Here is a 17,369-nt window from a genome sequence, read left to right as displayed (position 1 = left end):
GTTTTATTGGGGGATGTATGGCGTTCAGTAGTCAGCACGGCGGCAATATCATTGAGGCTGCAACTGTTATGGGTGTAGATGCGAATTCACTTGTCGATTTTAGTGCCAATATTAACCCATTGGGTATGCCCGATTCATTGAAGCGCGCCATTACCGAAAACCTGGCTCTTGCCCAACGTTACCCTGACGTTGAATATCGCGCGCTTCACCAGGCTTTGGCCGAACATCATCAAGTCCCCCAAGATTGGGTATTGGCAGGTAATGGCGAAACGGAGCTGATATTTAATCTGGTGCAGCAACTCTTGCCACGTAAGGCGCTGTTATTGACGCCGGGTTTTGCTGAATATCGTCGTGCGCTAGCGCGAATTAATTGTGAAATAATTGATTTCCATCTTAGTGAAGAACAAAACTGGCAACCTGATGAATCATTATTGCAGGCATTAACGCCCGATTTGGATTGCTTGTTTTTATGCACACCGAATAACCCGACCGGTTTGATGCCTGATAAATCTTTGCTGATGGCTATTACGCAGCGTTGCCAGGAAAACCATATCGATTTAATTATTGATGAGGCCTTCCTCGATTTTTTACCCGATGAACCAGGCCTGATTCCGTACTTAGCAAAGTTCTCCCGACTTTATGTTCTGCGCTCGCTCACCAAATTCTTTGCTATTGCTGGTCTACGACTTGGCTATATGGTGAGTGCCAATACGGAAGTGGTTGGACGTATTCGATCACAAAGAGAACCCTGGACCATTAATGCGTTTGCGGCATTGGCAGGAGAGGTGATTCTCAATGACAGGGATTATATTGAGGCGAGTTATCGTTGGCTAAGCACCGAACAACCTCGCTTGTTTAAAGGTCTTGGTGAGCTATCGGGAATTAAAGTATGGCCTCCACGGGCGAACTATATTTTTCTACGCTGCGAAATTGAAGGTTTAGATCTGCAACGGCGGTTGCTGGAAGAGAATATTTTAATTCGTCACTGTGCGAATTATCCGGGACTAGATTCGCGCTATTACCGTGTGGCGATTAAAAGCCCTGTCGATAACGACAAACTACTGGCTGCCATGCAGCGCATTCTTAGCAATACAAATGGTGTTGGCGAATAAACTCAGCGACTGCTGGGGGGAGTAGATCATCACAGGTTTGATGCTGCTCTAATCGTTGGCGGATAGCCGTTGCCGAAATGTCATACATTGGCGTTTGCGCGAGGTAAATCTTACCGGCAGGCTGGTTATGGAGCTCTTCAACCGAACCGGTTTGATGCGCTTCAAGCCATTGCTGTTCCTCTGGTGTGTTCATCGACAGAGAATATCCGGGACGTTGGCAAACCAGCAGGTGGCATAACGTTAGCAGTGTTTCCCAACGATGCCAGCGTTGCAGGCTAAGCAAGGAGTCCTGTCCCACGATAAACGCCAACGGTTGTTCAGCTCCAATCTCCGAGCGTAACTGTTCGAGAGTTTCAACAGTGTACGACGGTGTTTCGCGCTGTAATTCGCGGTCATCCAGCTTAAACAGCGGGTTCCCGGCAATCGCAAGTTCGACCATGGTTTTGCGCTGCTCGCTGTTCGCCAGCGGCTGCGCACGATGTGGAGGGACGTTATTCGGCATGATAGTGACTTGTTGCAGCGCCACCTGTTTTGCCAGTGCTTCGACCGGTTTTAAATGCCCATGATGGATGGGATCGAATGTCCCGCCATACAGAGCAGTTAACCTCAGCGCACTCTTAGTCATCGATGAAAATTTCCGGCAGTGCTTTATGGCACAGCAACAGAGAAAGCCCTTCCAGCTCGGCCCAGACCGACTGGCCGTAATCTTTTTTCAGCGTCATTTCGATTTGACTAAGCAAACGCACCGCCTGATAAAGCTGTTCGGCGGATAAGCGATTGAGTGCTTCAGTCACCAGCGCGCGACGATTTTGCCATACGCGTTGTTGATCAAATAACGTGCGCAGTGGGGTGTTAGCTGACTGACGTTTGAGATTAACCAGTTGTAGCAGTTCGCGTTGGATTGTACGCAGCAAAATCACTGGTTCGCTGGCTTCCAACCGGAGCTGTTGCAGAATATGCAATGCGCGCTTACTTTTCCCTGCCAGAATCGCATCCACCCAATGGAATGGAGTGAAGTGAGCTGCATCGTTTACCGCTTGCTCAACCCGAGGCAAGGTCAACGTACCATCAGGCCAAATCAGTGAAAGACGTTCTAGGGCTTGTGACAGTGCCAGCAGATTTCCTTCATAGCAATAACACAGCAGTTGGTTGGCCGCATCATCGAGTGTGAGATTCATCTGTTTAGCGCGTTGGGCTACCCAGCGAGGCAATTGAGCCTGTTCCGGGGTTTGACAGGTCACAATAACGCAGCGTTCGGCCAGTTGACTCAGCCACGCGGCATTTTCTTGAGCTTTGGTGAATTTGTTCCCGCGCACCAGTAGAAGAATGTCGTCATGCAGCAGGGACACAAGAGTTTCTAATTGGGCATTGATCGCAGCGTTTGGACCATTTTCTGGTAACAGCAACAGAAGTGTCTGGCGACTGGCGAACAGGCTTAAAGCCTGGCAAATCGAGAACAGATCTTGCCAGTCGGTACTGACATCAATCTGAACGGTATGGTGTTCTTCGAAACCCTGGGTGCCAGCCGTCTGGCGAATGGCATCCTGGCTTTCCTGGAGTAATAGCGGATCGTTACCGAGTAGCAGATACGCCGCGCGCAGCCCTTCATTGAGCTGCGCACGAAGTTGTTCAGGGTACAACCTTATCATTGGCTACCAGATGTGGCCGAAAGCGTGGTCGACGTGCGGCCTGCTGGCGTTGCTGGCGTAGAAGTTGAGGTAGCGCCTGTAACAGGCGTCTCAGCTGCTTCGGTTTCAGCGACATCAGCAACATGCACGGTCATCAGCTTACGAATAAGCTGTTGAGCTGCCGTGGTGTACATCTCTTTGATCAATAAATCTTGCTCGGCATCTTTTTGCAGTGCAGCGAGTGGGTTATCAAAGAATGACTTATACACTCTGGCGTTAATCGGATAAATGTCATGGCCCGGAATCAGCACCTGCGCTGAAACTGTCATAACCATTTGATACTCGGCTGTGCGACCATCCTGGAAGACAGATGCAGTATCTTTTCCGAGCGAGCTGCCTAGTAAGCGCAGCGACGGAATATCCTTGCGAACACCCGTTCCGGTATCGCTGACTATCGTAACGCCATTAAGGCGCAACTGAGAGCGTACTTCACGCGCTAGTGGGCCGTTCGGATCGCCAGAGTTGAAGATCAAGGTTTTCATTTGATCTGGAACCTGCGTGCTGCCACGCAGGTGAAAACCGCACCCGGCAGTGACAAGCACCGCCAAAGTAACTAACAAGCTGATAAAGGGATGTCGCACGGTTCCTCCTGCGCTTAGCCCACAACCAAATTGAGCAGTTTGCCCGGAACGTAAATCACTTTACGTACGGTCACACCCTCAAGATATTTCGCAACCAGATGTTCCTGACCTGCGCGTTCCTGCACTTGTTCTTGCGTTGCATCCGCTGGAACAGTGATTTTGCCGCGAACTTTACCGTTCACCTGCACAACCACCAGCAGCGAGTCTTCGACCATCGCTTTTTCATCAGCCTGCGGCCATGGTGCGTTGTCGATATCGCCTTCACCACCCAGAGATTGCCACATATCGAAGCAGACGTGCGGGGTGAATGGATAAAGCATACGAACCACAGCAATCAGCGCTTCATTCAGCAGCGCGCGGTCTTGATCGCCGTCCTGTGGAGCTTTCGCCAGTTTGTTCATCAATTCCATGATGGCAGCGATTGCGGTGTTAAAGGTCTGACGACGACCAATATCATCGGTCACTTTCGCGATAGTTTTATGAACATCACGGCGCAATGCTTTTTGATCTTCACTCAATGCAGCAACGTCTAATGCTGGTGCTGCGCCACGGCTGGTGTGCTCGTAAGCCAGTCTCCAGACACGTTTCAGGAAGCGGTTAGCCCCTTCAACGCCAGATTCCTGCCATTCCAGCGTCATATCCGCAGGAGATGCAAACATCATAAACAGGCGAACAGTATCTGCGCCGTAGCGTTCAACCATTACTTGTGGGTCGATGCCGTTGTTTTTCGACTTCGACATTTTACTCATGCCAGCATAGACCAGTTCATTGCCCTGTGCGTCAGAGGCTTTGATAATACGGCCTTTCTCGTCACGCTCTACAATCGCATCAACCGGGGAAACCCAGTTACGCTCACCGTTAACGCCGGTGTAATAGAACGCATCAGCCAGAACCATACCCTGACACAGCAGTTGTTTGGCGGGCTCGTTAGAGGTCACCATGCCTGCATCACGCATCAGTTTGTGGAAGAAGCGGAAGTAGAGCAGGTGCATGATGGCGTGTTCAATGCCACCAATGTAGATATCAACCGGCAGCCAGTAGTTAGCTGCTTTGGAATCCAGCATACCTTTGTCGTACTGCGGGCAGGTGTAACGCGCGTAGTACCAGGAAGATTCCATAAAGGTATCGAAGGTATCGGTTTCACGCAGCGCAGGTTTGCCATCAATAGTGGTTTTTGCCCACTCAGGATCGGCTTTAATTGGGCTGGTGATACCGTCCATTACGACATCTTCAGGCAGGATAACAGGCAGCTGATCTGCAGGCGTTGGCATAACGGTGCCGTCTTCCAGAGTCACCATTGGAATTGGCGCGCCCCAGTAACGCTGACGGGAAACACCCCAGTCGCGCAGACGATAGTTAACTTTACGCTCGCCAACACCTTTAGCTGCCAGTTTGTCGGCAATAGCGTTAAAGCCGTTCTGGAAGTCCAGACCGTCGAACTCACCTGAATTGAACAGAACGCCTTTTTCGGTCATTGCTGAAGCCGTCAGGTCTGGTTCGCTGCCGTCAGCATTCAGAATAACCGGTTTGATTTGCAGACCGTATTTAGTCGCAAATTCCCAGTCGCGCTGGTCGTGGCCAGGAACAGCCATCACCGCACCGGTGCCATATTCCATCAGGACGAAGTTTGCTACCCAAACTGGAACAGATTCGCCAGTCAGTGGGTGAATAGCGTTAACTCCAGTCGCAACACCTTTCTTCTCCATGGTTGCCATTTCTGCTTCAGCAACTTTGGTATTACGGCACTCTTCAACGAACTCAGCCAGCGCTGGGTTGTTCAGTGCGGCTTGCTGTGCGATTGGGTGACCTGCGGCAACGGCCAGATAGGTCACACCCATAAAGGTGTCCGGGCGCGTGGTGTAAACAGTCAGTTTCTCAGCGCTGTTTTCCACATCGAAAGTGATTTCAACACCCTCAGAGCGGCCAATCCAGTTACGCTGCATGGTTTTGACCTGCTCAGGCCAATGGTCCAGCGTATCCAGGTCGTTTAACAACTCGTCAGCGTAAGCGGTGATTTTGATAAACCACTGTGGGATCTCTTTACGCTCAACTTTGGAGTCACAACGCCAGCAGCAACCGTCGATAACCTGTTCGTTCGCAAGAACGGTCTGGTCATTCGGGCACCAGTTAACCGCGGAGGTTTTTTTATAAACCAACCCTTTGTTATACAGCTGTGTAAAGAACTGCTGTTCCCAACGGTAATATTCCGGGGTACAGGTCGCCAGCTCGCGGCTCCAGTCATAACCAAAGCCCAGCGTTTTGAGCTGGTTCTTCATATAGTTGATGTTGTCGTAAGTCCACGGTGCTGGAGCGGTGTTATTTTTTACCGCTGCCCCTTCTGCTGGCAGGCCGAACGCATCCCAGCCGATTGGCTGTAGAACGTTTTTGCCAAGCATGCGCTGGTAACGTGCGATAACGTCACCGATGGTGTAGTTACGAACGTGGCCCATGTGTAGTCGGCCAGAAGGATAGGGTAGCATCGAGAGGCAGTAATACTTCTCTTTGCCTTCGTCTTCGGTTACTTCAAAAGTACGCTTCTCTTGCCAGTGAAGCTGTACGTTGGATTCTATCTCTTCCGGGCGATATTGCTCTTGCATGGCAGCCAATGGTCCTGTGATGAAAAACAGCTACAGGTTAGGTTTCATTCCTAACGTGTGATTTGATCCGCATAGCATAGCCGATAAGAGTGCGGCAAAACAGCCTTTCAAGGGCCGTGATCACCATTTCTCATTTGCAGATATTTACCTTGCTTGTGGTCAATCTAACAAAGAGATGCCCGATTAAGGTCTACTATTATAGTCAGTTACATGACACTGAACGCATGAAACTCTTCAAGGAGGCAGGTAGACAATGAACAAGGTTGCTCAATTTTACCGTGAACTGGTGGCCTCACTCACCGAACGGTTACGCAATGGAGAGCGCGATATTGACGAACTGGTCGACAGCGCGCGTAAACGCATGAACGAAACCGGGGAGCTGACTCGTACCGAAGTAGATGAAGTGACGCGTGCAGTCCGCCGTGACTTAGAAGAGTTTGCTCGCAGTTATAACGAAAGCCAGGATGAATTTACTGACAGCGTCTTCATGCGCGTGATTAAAGAGAGTCTTTGGCAGGAACTGGCTGATATCACCGACAAAACGCAGCTCGAGTGGCGCGAAGTTTTCCAGGATCTCAACCATCACGGTGTTTATCATAGCGGTGAAGTGGTAGGCCTTGGCAATTTGGTTTGCGAGAACTGCCATTTCCACCTGGCGATTTATACCCCTGATGTGCTGCCCGTTTGCCCGAAATGTGGGCATAACCAGTTTAGCCGTCGCCCATTTGAACCTTAATTTTCACAACGCGAAGGAACCGCAATGCAACGAAAACCCCTGGCCAGAAAAATTCTGGCCGTCTTCCTCACCATGATGCTGATGCCCACCACGGTATCGGCAGTTCAAATCCTGAAATATTCCGACCATGAACCACTGGGCGGAATGCGCACCAGCTTTATCAAGAACGTTTTCTTTGCCGAAATTGAGAAGGAATCGCACGGCCGCCTGAAGGTTGACGATCACTGGAACAGTGAAGTGGCTCGTAGCTATGATGCTCTGGGTGTCGTTAAAGAAGGGAAGGTTGCTGATATGGCAATCGTGGTGCCTGAATACACGGCGAAGGAATTTCCCCTGCAGCAGATCTTCAAAAGTTTCCCTGTCGGGCCAACGGGTGATAAACAGGTTGAGTTTTTCCGCAAGGCTTACGCCACTATCCCTGAATTCCAGGCTGAGTTAGCAAAGCAAAATGTGGTTAACATCTTCCTCGCGACCGGCTATCCCGTGGCTTTTTTCAGTACCAAACCCCTGAGCGCATTAGGCGATATCAAAGGAACCAAGTGGCGTTCAGCCAGTTTCTGGCATCAGGACTTCCTGAAAAACAGCGGTGCAATTCCCGTTTCTATGCCGTGGGGCGAGGGAATTTATGACGCGCTGAAAGCAGGAAGTCTGGACGGATTAATGGTTAACGTCGACAGCGGTTTTGAGCTCAACGTGCATAAAACGGCTCCTAATGTTTTGATCTCCAAAGATCTGTGGTTGGGCCATGTTTATCCGTTGGTGATGAATAAAGACACCTGGAACAAACTTGCCGATCAAGACAAGCAAGCTATTCAACGCGCCGCTCAAAAAGCGTATCAAACTTTAGGCTCGGTGATGGACAGCAGTTTCGATGGCATGGTGAGTGAGTTGCGTGATAACGGCGTGGCTATTCGCGAGCTGAAACCTGATGAAGTAAAGCATTGGGAAACGGCGACCCATTACCAGGATGTGCAAAGCAAATGGGTGAAGGAGCAAGAGAGTAAAGGCGTGAAGGACGCAGGTCCTGTGATGAATAAAGTCACAGTGTTAATGAACGAGACTATGAAGTAATTTTGCCGCGCAACCACCGCTCGAGAGGGTGATTGCGCGACTTAATACCGAATCAGTGCAGGATTTTCGCCAGGAAGTCTTTCGCACGTTCGGACTGCGGGTTGTTGAAGAAATCCTCTTTATTCGAGTCTTCGACAATCTTCCCTTCATCCATAAAGATCACGCGATTTGCCACTTTACGGGCAAAGCCCATCTCGTGGGTCACCACCATCATAGTCATCCCTTCGTGTGCCAGCTCAACCATAACGTCCAGCACTTCGTTGATCATCTCAGGGTCAAGGGCTGAAGTCGGTTCATCAAACAGCATTGCCACAGGGTCCATACATAGCGCACGGGCAATCGCTACACGTTGCTGCTGGCCGCCAGAAAGCTGTGCCGGGAATTTATCCGCATGTGCGGTCAACCCAACGCGCTCGAGCAGTTTCAGCCCCTTTTTACGCGACTCTTCTTTGTTGCGTTTCAGCACTTTTACTTGAGCAAGGGTCAGGTTTTCGATAATCGACAGATGTGGGAAAAGCTCAAAGTGTTGGAACACCATTCCTACATGCGAGCGCAATTCGGCAAGGTTAGTTTTTTTGTTGTTGACTTGCGTGCCGTTAACAACAATTTTGCCTTTTTGCACCGGCTCAAGTCCATTTACCGTTTTGATAAGCGTTGATTTACCGGAACCCGATGGCCCACAAACGACCACCACTTCACCTTTTTTGACTTCTGTCGAGCAGTCGGTTAGCACCTGAAAGTGACCATACCATTTAGAAACATTTTTCAGGGAAATCATTACACTGTCCTTTTCTTCAAGTAGCTGACCAACAGCGAAGCACTCAGGCTGATTGCGAAATACACCACACCGGCAAACAGGATCATTTCGACCTGGGTTCCGTCGCGCTCACCAATGGTGGAAGCGGTACGGAAGAAGTCAGCCAGACTTAATACATATACCAGTGACGTATCCTGGAACAAGACGATGCCTTGCGTTAACAGCAATGGCACCATGGCGCGGAACGCCTGTGGCAGGATAATCAGTTTCATTGACTGCCAGTGCGTCATCCCCAGCGCAAGAGCGGCATTGGACTGCCCACGGGAGATACTCTGGATACCGGCACGGATAATCTCGGAATAGTAGGCAGCTTCAAACATCGAGAACGCCACCATTGCGGAAATTAAACGAATGTCGGTTTGAGGGGAAAGCCCTAGCACTTTTTGCAGAATACCTGGCACAACCAGGTAGAACCACAGCAGCACCATCACCAGCGGGATAGAGCGGAAAACGTTGACGTAGGCGCTGGCAAACCAGGCTATGGGCTTAATCGGCGACAGGCGCATCACAGCCAGCAGCGTACCCCAAACGATACCGAAGATAATCGCCGTAACGGTGATTTTCAGGGTGATGATCAACCCCTGCATCAGGTAAGGCATAGCGGGGAGAATAGAACTCCAGTCAAACTCGTACATTATTTGCCTCCCATATTGCCAGGCAGGCGAATTTTACGTTCAACGACATACATCACCAGCATAATCACAGCGTTAATCAGCACATACGCGAGGGTGATTGCGGTAAAGGATTCGTAAGCGTGCGCGGAGTAATCCAGCAATTTACCCGCCTGAGCCGCCATATCGACCAGGCCGATGGTTGATGCAATAGCTGAGTTTTTCACCAGGTTCATCATTTCAGATGTCATTGGCGGCACGATCACGCGATAGGCGTTTGGTAGCAGCACATAGCGGTAAGCTTGTGGGAGCGTTAAACCCATCGCCAGCGCGGCATTTTTTTGCCCGCGAGGCAGAGACTGAATGGCGGCACGAACTTGCTCACATACACGAGCTGCGGTAAACAGGCCAAGGCAAATCATCGATGACAAGAAGAATTGTACATTCGGGTCAAGCTCAGATTTAAACCACATGCCAAGATTTTCGGGCAGTAATTCCGGCACCACTAAGTACCAGGTAAAGAACTGCACGATAAGCGGTACGTTACGGAATAACTCGACATACAGCGTGCCAAGGCTCGACAGCCATTTATTTGGAACGGTGCGTAAAATGCCGAACAGAGAGCCGACGAGAAAAGCGATTATCCATGCACAGATGGATAGGGCGACGGTGACCTGGAAGCCATTCCAAATCCAGCCCAAATAGGTGGTGTTGCCGAACGGGGCGGGCTGTAGAAATATTCCCCAGTTCCAGTCTATAGACATAACATACTCCGAGAAAAAATTGAGGGTAGCGAGCTGCGCTACCCTCGAAGATTGATGAGAAGCTTGTACCCCGATTTCAGATCTATGCCTGAGATTTTGGGGGTACTTTCACGCCGGCTGGGGAACGGCCATCCGACGCATAGTCTGTCCGAGCTTCAGTTCGTCAATCGAGAGGGCTGGGTCATCCCGGCCCCTGGTTCTGATTAGTTCAGTGCTTTATCGTTTGGTTCTTTGAACAGGGCTTTCATGTCGTCAGACAGAGCGAAGTTCATATTGATATTTTTCGGTGGAATTGGATTCATAAACCACTTATCAAACCATTTCGCCGCTTCACCAGATGTCTGTGCCTGAGCGATGGTGTCATCCATCAGCTTCTTAAACTCTGGGTCGTCTTTACGCAGCATACAGCCGTAGGCTTCGCGGGATTGCGGAGTGCCAAGAATTTCCCAGTTATCCTGTTTCTTCGCTTTAGCACGTTCACCCGCCAGCAGGGCGTCATCCATCATAAAGGCAACGGCACGACCGCTTTCCAGGGTACGGAACGAGTCACCGTGGTCTTTGGCGCTGATAATACGCATGTCCATTTTCTTCTCTTCGTTCAGCTTGTTGAGCAGAACTTCAGAAGTGGTACCAGAAGTCACAACAACTGCTTTGCCTTTCAGGTCAGCGAAGTCCTTAATCGGGCCACCTTTCTTAACCAGCAGACGGGTACCGACGACGAAGATAGTGTCGGAGAACGATGCTTGTTTCTGGCGTTCCAGGTTGTTGGTGGTAGAACCGCACTCAAAATCGAAAGTGCCGTTTTGCAGCAATGGAATACGGTTTTGTGAAGTAATCGGGATCAACTTAACGTGCAGGTCAGGCTTGTTGAGCTTTTTCTTCACGGCTTCAACGATAGCGTTGGAGTAATCCTGTGAATAGCCGACGACTTTTTGTTGGTTATCGTAGTAAGAGAAGGGAACAGAAGACTCACGGTGACCGACCACAATGACGCCGTTTGCGGCGATCTTATCAAGAGTACTTTGTTGAGCAGCAGGTTTAGCATCTTCGGCGTGTGCGATTCCTGCGCCTAAACCCATTACCAGCAAAGCTGAGGCTAGTTTACGTAATTGCATTACCAACTCCTTTATCTTAATGCCATGAGGCATTGATACCCGTTGTGAGTGTTTTACCTGTCATCCTTCGAGCCGCAAGGGCTGAATGCTGCCAAGTATATTTTTGTTGTTGTGTGTTATTGAATAAGCTTAATTCTTTGTCTTTTTGTTAACACTTAACCTAGCTTAATGTAAAGATTTTGCTATCCAGATGTTTATTTTTGCGAAGCGTGCCGCACCGTTTAGAGGCAAAAATCTTCCGTTGCACTACTTTGGTGCTGGGTTTGTCATCGTTTGGTGCAACTCAATGCTTCATGCTGCTCACAGGGTAGTGATTCAGCATTTTGTGTCTTTCTAGTGAGTAATATTTTGCAAAGGTTGTGCCAGAAATGAAAATGGCCAGCATGAGCTGGCCATTTTTTGGTAATGCAGAATCAGGATTTGCGGCGTGTGCGCAGTGCCAACAGAACAGAGGCGAAGCCAAAGATGAGTGTTGCGCCCCACAGTGGCCAGTCGCCAAAGCGTGCATATGGTGTAATACCCCGCGTTGGCGTGACCTTCGCTTCCAGAACTTCGCGAGTAAACTGCGGGATCATTGCATCGATATCACCGTTAGCATTAATCACGGCGGTAATACCATTGTTCGTGCTGCGTAGAAGCGGACGACCCAACTCCAGTGAACGCATACGCGCCATCTGGAAATGCTGCCATGGGCCAATCGATTTGCCGAACCATGCATCATTCGAAATAGTCAGCAGGAAATCTGTATCAGGGCGGAAGTTATCGCGCACCTGCTCTCCCAGGATAATTTCGTAACAAATCGCAGGTGTCAGCTTAATACCATTGGACTCCAACTGCGGCTGTAAATACGGTCCGCGACTGAATGATGACATTGGCAAATCAAAGAACGGAGCCAGTGGGCGCAAAATCGACTCCAGCGGCACAAACTCACCGAACGGCACCAGATGGTTTTTGTTGTAACGATCGGGGCTGTTATAGCTGTACTGGTTACCTTCACCCAATGTGATGATGGTGTTGTATGTGTCGTAGCGGTTCTGCTTATTCAAACGCGCATCAACAATACCGGTAATGAGCGAGCTGTGCTTTGAGCGCAGCAGGTCGTCCATCATGGTCAGGAATTGCTGCTGGTTAATCTCCAGATCGGGGATTGCCGATTCAGGCCAGATAATCAGCTGGGATTTGCCCATCTGCGGCTGAGTTTTATCGAGATAGATTTTTAGCGTATTGAGCAGCTGGTTTTCATCCCATTTCAGGGATTGCGGGATATCCCCCTGAACCATCGCCACATCAATGGTGCGCTCAGGTTGCGGTTGATACCACTGAATCGAACGCAACGGCCAAGGCAGAACTAACAGTGCTGCGGCAATCACGGCCGGGCGCCAGTTACGCTCGTGCAGCGCAAACACCAGCAAGCCACTGATAATCATCAGCAGGAACGTTACACTTTCCACGCCGAGAATCGGCGCGATACCTTTCAGCGGGCCATCAATCTGGCTGTAACCAAATTGTAGCCACGGGAAGCCGGTTAATACCCAGCCGCGCAGGAACTCGGTGAGTTGCCATAGCATCGGAGCAGCAATCGCTACGCGCCACCACGTCGTTTTCGGACAAAGTTTGCTGAGGAATCCACCAAATAAGCCGGTATATAACGATAAATAAGCCGCCAGCAGCACCACCAGGAAGACGTTAACCGGGCCGGGCATCCCGCCAAATTGCGCGATGCTGACATACACCCAGTTAATGCCTGAGCCAAATAGCCCCAGCCCCCAGAAGAAACCAATCCACGCACTTTGAATAGCGCGTCGATTAAGTGTCAGCCCCTGAAGCCCAGCCAGAGAAACAATCGCGGCAGGCCAAAAATCGTAAGGGGAGAAAGCCAGCGTTCCGCAGGCACCAAAAAGCAGCGCCAGAAGCAGACGCACGCGCTGGCGTTGAAGGAGTAGGGCTATAGCCATCTTTGAATTAATCTTCCAGTTTCGGTTGCGGCGAGTCGTCCGGAATTCTGACATGAACCTGAATAACACGGCGGCTATCTGCCATCGCGACTTTGAACTGATAACCATCGATTTCGATGGTTTCGCCACGGGCAGGTAAGTGGCCAAAGGCCTGCATCACCAATCCACCAATGGTATCAACTTCGTCATCGTTGAAATGGGTGGCAAAGGTGTCGTTAAAATCTTCGATTGAGGCCAGAGCGCGAACCGTCCAGGTGTGACGGCTTAACTGGCGGAAATCACCGTCTTCTTCATCGTCATACTCATCTTCAATTTCCCCAACAATCAGTTCGAGAATATCTTCGATGGTGACAAGTCCGGAGACGCCGCCAAACTCATCAATCACTATCGCCATGTGGTAGCGCTGCTGACGAAACTCTTTGAGCATGCGGTCAACACGCTTACTTTCCGGCACAACAACTGCCTGACGTAACACTTTTTCCATGCTAAATGGCTCAGTATCGCTGCGCATAAACGGCAGCAAATCTTTAGCCATCAGAATCCCTTCGATATGATCTTTGTCTTCACTGATCACCGGGAAGCGGGAGTGTGCGGATTCGATGATCACATCGAGGCATTCGTCCAGCGTCTGGTTGTGTTTGAGCGTTACCATTTGCGAGCGAGGGATCATGATGTCGCGGACGCGTTGGTCGGCGATATCCATCACGCCTTCAAGCATGTCGCGGGTATCTTGATCGATCAGATCATTTTGCTCAGAATCACGGATGAGTGTCAGCAGATCGTCACGGTTTTTAGGCTCACCGTGGAATAGCTGGTTGAGAATCAGGGAAAAGAATCCCTTCTTACTGGCAGGTGTGTCACTGTTTTGGGAATTGTCGTCGCTCATGGCGTTAGGTTTGTGGCCCCTCGGTTAATTAATAGATAGCAGGCAGTTAATGGCTCGCTGCCTGCACCTGATGCGTTACGGTAATCATTTACCGTAGCGACTATTCTTTCTCGGCAATGTACGGATCAGCATACCCAAGAGCAAGCATTATCTCTGTTTCCAGGGATTCCATCTCTTCGGCTTCTTCATCTTCAATATGATCATAACCAAGCAGATGCAAACTGCCGTGGATGACCATATGTGCCCAATGCGCATCCAGCGGTTTTTGCTGCTCTTTTGCTTCTTGCTCCACAACCTGACGGCAAATAATCAGGTCGCCCAATAGAGGCAGTTCAATGCCCGGAGGCGCTTCAAACGGGAACGAGAGCACATTGGTGGATTTATCTTTCCCACGATAAGTGAGGTTCAGATCGTGGCTTTCTGCGTCATCCACCAGGCGAATGGTGACTTCTGACTCTTCCTGAAATTGTGGAATGACCGCATCAAGCCATGCCTGAAATTGTTCTTCCGTAGGCAGGCCGTTTGCGTCTTCACACGCGACCTGTAAATCCAGTATAACCTGACTCATTTACTCTCCTGAGCGGCAGCATTAATTGCCATCGCTTCTCGCTTGCGCTCTGCTGCGAGTTCATCTTTACGAACCTGTTCCGCGTTTTCCCACGCTTCATAGGCATTCACAATACGTGCCACAACCGGGTGGCGGACAACGTCTTCACTATTAAGGAAGTTAAAGCTGATTTCATCGACTTCGGCCAGTACGTCGATTGCATGACGTAAGCCCGATTTCAGATTTTTTGGTAAATCTATTTGGGTGACGTCGCCTGTAATCACTGCTTTGGAGTTAAAACCAATGCGCGTCAGGAACATTTTCATCTGTTCGATAGTGGTGTTCTGGCTTTCATCCAGAATGATGAATGCATCGTTTAACGTGCGGCCACGCATATAGGCGAGTGGTGCCACTTCGATGACGTTACGCTCGATCAGTTTCTCAACACGCTCAAAGCCGAGCATTTCAAACAGGGCGTCGTACAACGGGCGCAGATAAGGGTCAACTTTCTGGCTTAAATCGCCAGGCAAGAAGCCGAGCTTTTCGCCCGCTTCAACGGCCGGACGGGTCAGCAGAATGCGACGGATATCCTGGCGTTCCAGTGCATCAACGGCTGCCGCAACCGCGAGGTAAGTTTTACCTGTACCCGCAGGGCCGACGCCAAAGGTGATGTCGTGGTCGAGAATATTGGCGATGTACTGCGCTTGGTTCGGTGTACGCGGTTTGATGACGCCGCGTTTAGTCTTGATGTTCACTGCTTTGCCGTACTCTGGAACGCTTTCAGCAGACTGTTCCAGCACGCGAATTTCTTTAATGGCGAGGTGGATATGCTCAGGAGTTATATCCTGAATTTCGCCACGCATCGGAGCGGTATCGACATACAGGTTACGCAAAATATCTGCGGCAGCATTGACCAGAATCGGGCGGCCCGTCAGCTTGAAGTGATAGTCACGACGGTTGATTTCGATCCCCAGCCGACGTTCAAGCTGCTTGATGTTGTCATCAAATGGGCCACACAGGCTTAGCAGACGCGCATTGTCTGCGGGTTCTAGCGTAATTTCACGTGTTTCGATATTCAAACTTATCCTCGGGGTCGCACAGGGCCAGTAGAATGTATTGCTGCATAATTGCAGGCCATAAAAAGATTATTTACGGCGTGGGCAGATGGCGCAAGCCTGGTTTTTGATATTTGGGTAGATGCTTCCGAATGCAAGTGCAACAAATGAAAATGCCCATCGCCCTTCATAATGCAGGGTTGTTGGCTGCTCTCATTCACCCGAATCATTTACTTGAGTAAGCTCATCGGGATTAATGAGAGACATCCTGTCTCTCACCGGAGGCCAGCCTCTGGCTGGTCAAATTCGTTCCCGACGAATTTGTCGTTCGATTGCCGCCTACCTGCATATTGAAGTAGCTCGGGCATTGAAGGGGGGGTTAAGGCTGATAGAACCCTACACCGATCTCATTCTCTTTACGTGTGCGAGCAATTACTGACTCCGGAGACTCGGCAATACGCAGTCCCATCTCATTTTCGGTGCGAACCACTTTTCCGCGCAGAGAGTTGTTGGTCGCGACTTCGGTGATTTCAACATCGACAAATTTACCGACCATATCCGGGGTGCCCGCAAAGTTGACGCCACGGTTGTGTTCGGAACGTCCGGTCAACTCCATAATGTTTCTGCGTGAGGTGCCTTCGACAAGGACACGCTGCGTGGTGCCAACCATCTTACGGCTAAATTCCATGGCCTGTTGGTTGATACGCTCTTGCAGAATATAGAGGCGCTGCAATTTCTCTTTTTCTGGTACGTCATCAACCATATCGGCGGCTGGCGTGCCCGGGCGTGAAGAAAAGACGAAGCTGTAGCTCACGTCAAAATTAACATCGCCAATGACTTTCATGGTTTGCTCGAAGTCCTGCTGGGTTTCGCCAGGGAAACCAACAATGAAATCAGAACTAATTTGAATGTCAGGACGCACGGCGCGCAGTTTGCGAATAATCGATTTGTATTCCAGCGCGGTATGCGTACGACCCATTAAATTCAGGACGCGGTCAGAACCGCATTGAATCGGCAGATGCAGGAAACTCACCAGTTCTGGAGTATCGCGGTAAACTTCGATGATATCGTCAGTGAATTCAATCGGATGGCTGGTGGTGAAGCGAATGCGGTCAATGCCGTCAATGGCAGCCACCAGGCGTAGCAGTTCAGCGAATGAACAGATGCCACCATCGAAAGTCGGCCCACGGTAAGCATTCACGTTCTGGCCGAGCAGATTCACTTCACGCACGCCTTGCGCTGCGAGCTGTGCGATTTCAAACAGCACATCATCACACGGACGGTTCACTTCCTCACCACGCGTATAAGGCACCACGCAGTAAGTACAATACTTGTTACAGCCTTCCATAATAGAAACGAATGCAGTCGGGCCATCGGCTTTTGGCTCTGGCAGACGGTCGAATTTTTCGATTTCAGGGAAGCTGACATCAACGATTGGGCTACGGTTGCCACTCACTTTGTTGATCATTTCCGGGAGGCGGTGCAGTGTCTGCGGCCCGAAAACAATATCAACATAGTGTGCGCGGCTACGAATCAGCTTACCTTCCTGGGAAGCAACGCAGCCGCCAACGCCAATAATGATATTGGGATTTTTACGCTTTAAGAGTTTCCAGCGGCCAAGCAGATGGAACACTTTTTCCTGGGCTTTTTCACGGATAGAGCAGGTATTGAGTAGCAATACGTCCGCTTCTTTTGGGTTGTCCGTAAGCGTATAGCCATGCGTGCTATTCAGCAGATCGGCCATCTTCGATGAATCGTATTCGTTCATCTGACAGCCCCAGGTTTTGATATGGAGTTTTTTTGTCATCGACTTGCCATTGCTCAGTTAAAGCCA

16 protein-coding genes are annotated in these 17,369 nt (G+C 50.2%); 3 read left to right on the top strand and 13 right to left on the bottom strand.

The window, feature by feature from the left end; genetic code table 11:
- The first annotated feature begins 17 nt into the window (after positions 1–17).
- Positions 18–1,112 carry a threonine-phosphate decarboxylase CobD gene (cobD, locus tag GC128_RS02075; protein ID WP_151992888.1) on the top strand — a complete coding sequence of 365 codons (1,095 nt, stop codon included), beginning with the start codon at positions 18–20 and terminating at the stop codon, positions 1,110–1,112.
- On the opposite strand, the gene nadD is transcribed toward cobD, so the two are convergent.
- Genes nadD through leuS form a run of 4 tightly spaced genes read right to left on the bottom strand, consistent with a single transcriptional unit; the run spans position 1,084 to position 5,978 of the window.
- Positions 1,084–1,737: a nicotinate-nucleotide adenylyltransferase gene (gene nadD, locus GC128_RS02070; protein WP_151992887.1), complete on the bottom strand. Its 654-nt coding sequence runs from the start codon at positions 1,735–1,737 to the stop codon at positions 1,084–1,086. The two genes, cobD and nadD, sit on opposite strands and share 29 nt — an antisense overlap.
- Positions 1,730–2,761 (bottom strand): DNA polymerase III subunit delta, encoded by a 1,032-nt coding sequence (gene holA, locus GC128_RS02065; protein WP_151992886.1) that lies wholly within the window; start codon positions 2,759–2,761, stop codon positions 1,730–1,732. The genes nadD and holA overlap by 8 nt, the downstream gene beginning before the upstream one ends.
- Positions 2,758–3,381: an LPS assembly lipoprotein LptE gene (gene lptE / locus GC128_RS02060; protein ID WP_151992885.1), complete on the bottom strand. Its 624-nt coding sequence runs from the start codon at positions 3,379–3,381 to the stop codon at positions 2,758–2,760. The genes holA and lptE overlap by 4 nt, the downstream gene beginning before the upstream one ends.
- 14 nt (positions 3,382–3,395) lie before the next feature.
- Positions 3,396–5,978 (bottom strand): leucine--tRNA ligase, encoded by a 2,583-nt coding sequence (leuS, locus tag GC128_RS02055; protein ID WP_151992884.1) that lies wholly within the window; start codon positions 5,976–5,978, stop codon positions 3,396–3,398.
- 253 nt (positions 5,979–6,231) lie between these two features.
- Here leuS and GC128_RS02050 point away from each other — a divergent pair, with 253 nt between their 5' ends.
- Together GC128_RS02050 and dctP are read left to right on the top strand one after the other, a co-directional pair.
- Entirely contained in the window at positions 6,232–6,714 is a 483-nt protein-coding gene (locus tag GC128_RS02050) for a zinc ribbon-containing protein (RefSeq protein WP_064517046.1), read from the top strand.
- Between the two features lie 24 nt (positions 6,715–6,738).
- Positions 6,739–7,785: a TRAP transporter substrate-binding protein DctP gene (dctP, locus tag GC128_RS02045; protein WP_151992883.1), complete on the top strand. Its 1,047-nt coding sequence runs from the start codon at positions 6,739–6,741 to the stop codon at positions 7,783–7,785.
- Positions 7,786–7,837: 52 nt separating this feature from the next.
- Here dctP and GC128_RS02040 read toward each other — a convergent pair whose 3' ends face one another.
- The 9 genes from GC128_RS02040 to miaB all read right to left on the bottom strand — a co-directional run bounded on the left by GC128_RS02040 (position 7,838) and on the right by miaB (position 17,342).
- Positions 7,838–8,563: an amino acid ABC transporter ATP-binding protein gene (locus GC128_RS02040; RefSeq protein ID WP_151992882.1), complete on the bottom strand. Its 726-nt coding sequence runs from the start codon at positions 8,561–8,563 to the stop codon at positions 7,838–7,840.
- Positions 8,563–9,237 (bottom strand): glutamate/aspartate ABC transporter permease GltK, encoded by a 675-nt coding sequence (gene gltK / locus GC128_RS02035; RefSeq protein ID WP_151992881.1) that lies wholly within the window; start codon positions 9,235–9,237, stop codon positions 8,563–8,565. The genes GC128_RS02040 and gltK overlap by 1 nt, the downstream gene beginning before the upstream one ends.
- Complete coding sequence (locus tag GC128_RS02030) at positions 9,237–9,977, bottom strand: amino acid ABC transporter permease (RefSeq protein WP_034456698.1); 741 nt, start codon at positions 9,975–9,977, stop codon at positions 9,237–9,239. The genes gltK and GC128_RS02030 overlap by 1 nt, the downstream gene beginning before the upstream one ends.
- A 203-nt stretch (positions 9,978–10,180) precedes the next feature.
- Positions 10,181–11,092: an amino acid ABC transporter substrate-binding protein gene (locus GC128_RS02025; protein WP_151992880.1), complete on the bottom strand. Its 912-nt coding sequence runs from the start codon at positions 11,090–11,092 to the stop codon at positions 10,181–10,183.
- Positions 11,093–11,505: 413 nt separating this feature from the next.
- Positions 11,506–13,047, bottom strand: a complete 1,542-nt coding sequence (gene lnt / locus GC128_RS02020; RefSeq protein WP_151992879.1) for an apolipoprotein N-acyltransferase — start codon at positions 13,045–13,047, stop codon at positions 11,506–11,508.
- Between the two features lie 7 nt (positions 13,048–13,054).
- Positions 13,055–13,933: a CNNM family magnesium/cobalt transport protein CorC gene (gene corC / locus GC128_RS02015; protein ID WP_034494022.1), complete on the bottom strand. Its 879-nt coding sequence runs from the start codon at positions 13,931–13,933 to the stop codon at positions 13,055–13,057.
- A 100-nt stretch (positions 13,934–14,033) separates the two neighbouring features.
- A complete protein-coding gene (gene ybeY, locus GC128_RS02010) occupies positions 14,034–14,501 on the bottom strand; it encodes an rRNA maturation RNase YbeY (RefSeq protein ID WP_034456694.1) in 468 nt (155 codons plus the stop codon).
- A complete protein-coding gene (locus tag GC128_RS02005) occupies positions 14,498–15,559 on the bottom strand; it encodes a PhoH family protein (protein ID WP_151992878.1) in 1,062 nt (353 codons plus the stop codon). Before GC128_RS02005 ends, ybeY begins: the two co-directional genes overlap by 4 nt.
- A gap of 355 nt (positions 15,560–15,914) precedes the next feature.
- Positions 15,915–17,342, bottom strand: coding sequence for a tRNA (N6-isopentenyl adenosine(37)-C2)-methylthiotransferase MiaB (miaB, locus tag GC128_RS01995; RefSeq protein ID WP_151992876.1), 1,428 nt, complete (start codon positions 17,340–17,342; stop codon positions 15,915–15,917).
- Positions 17,343–17,369: the final 27 nt, after the last annotated feature.

Source organism: Buttiauxella massiliensis (assembly GCF_902500225.1).
GTDB classification, from domain to species: domain Bacteria; phylum Pseudomonadota; class Gammaproteobacteria; order Enterobacterales; family Enterobacteriaceae; genus Buttiauxella; species Buttiauxella massiliensis.
This window is presented reverse-complemented; position numbering and strand designations above follow the sequence as displayed.